At 55.3% G+C, this 5,191-nt stretch carries 4 protein-coding genes; all 4 read left to right on the top strand.

The features are described from left to right. Positions 1-231 (top strand): hypothetical protein (locus tag RMSM_RS42625; RefSeq protein ID WP_236622150.1); only part of this gene is annotated, 231 nt, incomplete at its 5' end. Positions 232-531: 300 nt separating this feature from the next. Continuing rightward, positions 532-1,797 (top strand): glycosyltransferase family 4 protein, encoded by a 1,266-nt coding sequence (locus tag RMSM_RS15000; protein ID WP_008697680.1) that lies wholly within the window; start codon positions 532-534, stop codon positions 1,795-1,797. 268 nt (positions 1,798-2,065) lie between these two features. Continuing rightward, positions 2,066-3,235, top strand: a complete 1,170-nt coding sequence (locus tag RMSM_RS14995; protein WP_008697679.1) for a glycosyltransferase family 4 protein — start codon at positions 2,066-2,068, stop codon at positions 3,233-3,235. 668 nt (positions 3,236-3,903) lie between these two features. Continuing rightward, the gene (locus RMSM_RS14990; RefSeq protein WP_008697678.1) at positions 3,904-4,989 is read left to right on the top strand and encodes a glycosyltransferase family 4 protein; all 1,086 of its coding nucleotides are present in this window, start codon (positions 3,904-3,906) and stop codon (positions 4,987-4,989) included. Positions 4,990-5,191 lie beyond the last annotated feature (202 nt).

The raw sequence follows: 5,191 nt of genomic DNA, 5'->3' as shown, positions 1-5,191 counted from the left end.
AGGCGCGCCCGGAATCAGGTCACCACCTCACTCTATATTTTGCACAGACCCTTGCTTGATCTAACAGCGGATAATGGCTTAATCGTTCAACTCGCGGCTATTGTCTTTGTCTTGGTGCCGATTTGTTACATTGCTGAAGTCATTGTTCAACCCCATGTAAGCCAATTGATTTCAACGCTCTGGGAGCGGGCACGCAATTCACCGAGTGACTCAGCGATCGAGACGAACTAAGCCCTTTTCGGAAAACGTGCCGATTTGCTGTTAGCCAAGTTCATTAACTTCAACAGGAGCTACGGTAAGACCTTGGTCCTGGCAAGTCGTCGTAGGTGGCCTAGGAGCGTAGAGTAGTCAGCGTTAACGCACTCAAGCAAACACCAATTGTCCCCTCTCCATCTTCTTCTAAAAAAACTGCCCGCGAATCGACGCGAATCAGATCGCTCTGCGTACAACTCCCAACGGAACACTCTTTCCTGCCTACCTTTCACTGAATACTGACCACTGAATACTGAAAACTCTTTACGCATCGCCTTTGTGATCATTAATGCCAACCGGCATGAAGGTACCTCACGCGCCGTCTTGGAAGTTGCCGAGCGATTGGTGCTGCGAGGGCATCACGTCAGTCTGTTTGCGCGAACGGTCGAAGCGATCGAGGGTACCGGAATCGATTGGATTGAAGTCACGGGACCGAAACGTCCCGAGATCGCTGATTTCGCTTCGTTTAAACTCAACGTGGATGGGCGTCTACGCGGCACTCGCAAGTTTGATATCGTCCATTCAGCCGGGCCCAATACGTCGCGAGCGGACGTTTACACAATCCAAACCGTGCATCCGTTCAAGGTTCTGCAGACGGCGGAAAGTCGAGCCGCCGCAACGGCCGGGCGGCTGCGCCGATTGTCATGGTGGGCGTACGACCGACATGTGATCCGATGTGAACAACAGGCGTATCATGCATGCGGGCCGACCGGACCGCGAGCGTTTTTGCCGGTGTCCGAAGGAACCAAGCAAGAGCTATTGGAAACCTATCCTGAAGTTCAACAAGCAGGTTGCCGCAGTGCCGAGCTGCCTGCCGCGGCAGTTCATGGCAATGCGGCAAATCATTCGCTGCATAACGTTGGCTTGCAAGGCGAGTCCGATTTGGGGAACGTTACCGTCGTCCCCAACGGCGCCGACTTGGATCGTTTTACACCCGCCAATCGAGATTCGCATCGCGGGGATGTCCGTCGTGAACATGGAATCGACGACAATGATTTCGTAATGGTCTTTAGCGGCGGTGATTGGCGTCGCAAGGGACTCGATTTGGCACTGCAAGCAATGGCGAAGCTAGCGAATCCCAGGATCAAATTGTTGGTCGTCGGTCACGATCGTGCGGGTGGCGACGTACGGCAAATGAGCGATCGATTAGGACTGCAGTCTCGGGTGACCTTTGCCGGGTTTCGCAGCGATGTGCACCGCTACTATGCCGCGGGCGACTTGTTCCTGTTTCCAACCTCTTATGAAGCCTTCAGCTTGGCCACAATCGAAGCGGCCGCCTCGGGATTACCGGTGCTGATGCCCGATGTCAGCGGAGCACATGAATTGGTGGGAAGTGGCGAGACAGGGACGATGATTGGTCGAACCCCCGATTCGATTGCCGAAACGATCCAGCATTATTTCGATTCGCCCGAGCAAGTGCGGCGGCATGGCAAGGCCGCACGCAGGCTGGTCGAAGAGCAATTCAGTTGGGATGCGATCACCGATAAGACGCTCGATGTTTATCGTCGGTTAATCGAGCAACGAACCATTGGCCAAAACGATTAGCCGCGACGCGTGAGCGTGCGAATAATTAGCCACAACGCGTGAGCGTGGGGGCCTCTGGTATGGCGGTTTTGGTCATTGAACGGCTCGCAGGCTGACGCCCAATGCCATCTACTTTGGTAGCGGCACGGCGCGAGCCGTCCGGTTGAGGCGAGTAAAGCGTTCGGTTTAGACCGGGCGGGCCCCGCGCCGCACCGCTACAAACGCCACCCGTTTAGTGCCAAAGTAGATGGCATTGGGCTGACGCCATCCGGCTAATGAATACGCCCACATGCTGAAAGAAGAATTTGTTTTGTCCTTAAAACTATTAATCGCGAGTCACGCTTGTGCGTTGCCTCAAAACCAAAAAATATTCGCGATCGCGGCCAGCAAGCGTGATTGGGACGTCACGATGGTGTTGCCCCAGCAGTGGCGCAATGAATATGGCGATCTGATGCCCGCCGATCTGTATCCCGAGTTTGATGCCGAACTTGTCACTGCACCGGTGTTTAAAAACGGCAGCGTACCTCTGCATGGCTATTGGATAATCGCAAGTAAATTGTTGCGAAAGATTGAGCCGGATGTGATCTATTCGCACAATGAACCGTATGCGGTGTCGACGATCCAGTGGTGTCGTGCGGCCGCAAAAACAGGCAACATTCCGTTTGGCTATTTCTCGTGCCAGAATTTGGTGAAACGCTACCCGTTGCCTTTTCGAACCGCCGAAGCATGGGTATACCGGCAAAGCTCGTTCGCGTTCCCAATAACCACTGCGGTGGACCAAGTCCATCGCACCAAAGGCTACCAGAACGCCTCGACCATATTGCCGCTCGGGTTCGATGCGGCGCAATATTTCACCACGCAAGACGTTCGTTCGCGGCATGCTGAAGCTGACGGTGTGACGACGTTTGCCTTTGTCGGCCGCGTCGTGGAAGAAAAGGGATTGGTGACCCTGGCGGCCGCGCTAGGGAAAATCCGCGAACTGCCGTGGCGGCTAATCATGATCGGATCGGGACCCTACGAACCTGAGGTTAAAGCGGCGCTATCGAAGCACGGCGTTGCTGATCGGGTACAGTGGCGAGGCTTTGTTCCACATGCCGAGGTGGCCACGTTCTACGAGTCGGTCGATTGTTTGCTGTTGCCTTCGGAATCGCGTCCCAATTGGACCGAGCAATTTGGTCGGGTGCTGGTGGAATCGCTTGCTTGCGGTACGCCGTTGATCGGGTCGGATTCGGGTGAGATCCCAAACATCATTCGCACGACAGGAGGTGGATTGGTGTTCCGCGAAGCGGATGCCGACGATCTGGCAGTGCAGCTTCGCCGGATGATCCAGGACCCCGATCGGCGTGCCGAGATGGCCGCGACGGGCCACCGTTATGTGCATGAACATTATGCACTGGATCGATTGGCCGATCGGTTTGCCGATGCAATCGAAGCAGCAGCATGCGTTCGCAGCTCATGACGTAACCGAGAGTGGCCGGCGAATGACACTTTCGGTATGTTAGCCGCGTTGGGCCAACGCTGCGAAGCATTTTTTCGTAGCGAAACTCGCAGAGAGTTTCGGTTCTACTCACGTGGCCGAAAGTCTCTGCGACTTTCGCTACAGTTAATTCGCGTTTTCCCTATAGGGAAAAATGCTTCACAGCGTTGCGCTTTGGCGCTAACCACGGTTCCCATGCTCAACCAATGCGGCCGCTCAGTCGGGGGCGCAGTGAAGCATTTTTAGAATGCTTCGTTTAACCGTTAGCCGATAGGCGTACGCCCAATGCCATCTATTTTGTTAGCGGCACGGCGCGAGCCGTCCGGTTGAGGCGAGTAAAACGTTCGGTTTAGACCGGGCGGGCCCCGCGCCGTTACAAACGCCACCCGTTTAGTGCCAAACTAGATGGCATTGAGCGTACGCCAACGGAAGCGAATACGCCTTCGGCTGACTGTGAAACAATCAAATCAACAAGCCGTCAAGACTTTCGATCCATGGTGATTTCCACCTACCTACCTGCTTAATACTCATTCGGACAGCCCGCAGGCTGATGCCATGCGGCGGATACTCGTTTTGAAGAAGTCGGAAAACTGAACACGAAAGATTACATTCATCTCGGCCTCGGGTGGATCGGCGACCGAGGCGGCGGGTTGGAACGTTACCAGCATGGGATCTGTTCGGCGCATGCCAATCTGGGCGCGACGACGTCGGCATTGGTGCAAAGCCGCATCGAGATCGAAAATACCCATGGCTATCGCGTGATCCCGTTTGCGTCGCCGCAAGATTCACGACGTGATCGACGGAAACAGCTGCGTCAGACGATTACTCCGCTGTTGGCCAATTCTCGCAGCGCTACGTTTGTGTCGCATCATGCGTCGGTTTCGTACCATGTCACCGATTTGATCGGCGATCACGATCACGTCGTACATTTTCAAGGCCCCTGGGCCGAGGAAGCGGCAGTCGAGGGGGCACCAAAATGGAAAACGTTTCTACAGCGGCGTCAGGAACGCAAAGTCTACCAATCCGCTGATCGAATCATCACGCTATCGACCGCGTTTAAAACGTTGGTGGTCGACCGGTTTGGAGTCGACCCCGATCGGGTGCATGTCATCCCAGGCGCGATCGATGCGAGTGCGGCCGATCCAGCGATCACGCGTGCCGAAGCACGCGAACGTTTAGATTGGCCAGCCGATCGCGAGATCGTGCTTTCGATCCGGCGGCTGTGCCGCCGCGTCGGAGTCGACGTTTTGATCCAGGCGGCGATCGATGTGGTTCGCAACCATCCCGATGTGCTGTTCATGATCGGGGGAACCGGACCATTAAAATCGGAACTGGAATCATTAATCCAGCAACATCAGTTGCAGAAAAACGTTCGCTTGCTGGGGTTTGTTGCCGATTCGGATTTGCAGATCGCCTACCGCGCAGCCGACTACAGCATCTTGCCAACTCAAGCGCTCGAGGGATTCGGATTGGTCACACTGGAGTCGATGGCGACCGGAACGCCGTCGATCGTGACACCAGTCGGCTCGCTACCGGAAGTCGTGGGACCGCTGAGTGAGTCACTGATTTTGCCAGGCAAGTCGGCGGACCAGATCGCCATCGGGCTCTCGGAGATTTTTGCTGGCAAACGAGACATTCCGGGTGACGAAGCGTGTCGTGAATATGTGCGATCCAAATACGATTGGTCCGTGATCGCACCTCGTGTCCTTGAGGTCTATCGAGGCAGTAGCAGCTAGTCGTTCCCCGTAGTGGATCTTGCCAAAGATCCCCGATGCGAGGCTCGTGGTGGACACATTCCGCACTGCTTAGATCGCTGATAGGAAAATAAGGCACATAACCGTAGCGAAAGTCGCCAAGACTTTTGTGGGATAGGCTTCCAGCCTGTCATCGCGTGGAGAGGTGACGCGAGGAGTGTCGGCAAAAAGNTGGATGGCAAAA

The sequence above is a fragment of the Rhodopirellula maiorica SM1 genome, assembly GCF_000346295.1.
Classification (GTDB): domain Bacteria; phylum Planctomycetota; class Planctomycetia; order Pirellulales; family Pirellulaceae; genus Novipirellula; species Novipirellula maiorica.
This window is presented reverse-complemented; position numbering and strand designations above follow the sequence as displayed.

Coding starts and splice junctions, on each gene's coding strand:
- RMSM_RS14995 (WP_008697679.1), top strand. CDS start 2,066: ATGCTGAAAGAAGAATTTGTTTTGTCCTTAAAACTATTAATCGCGAGT.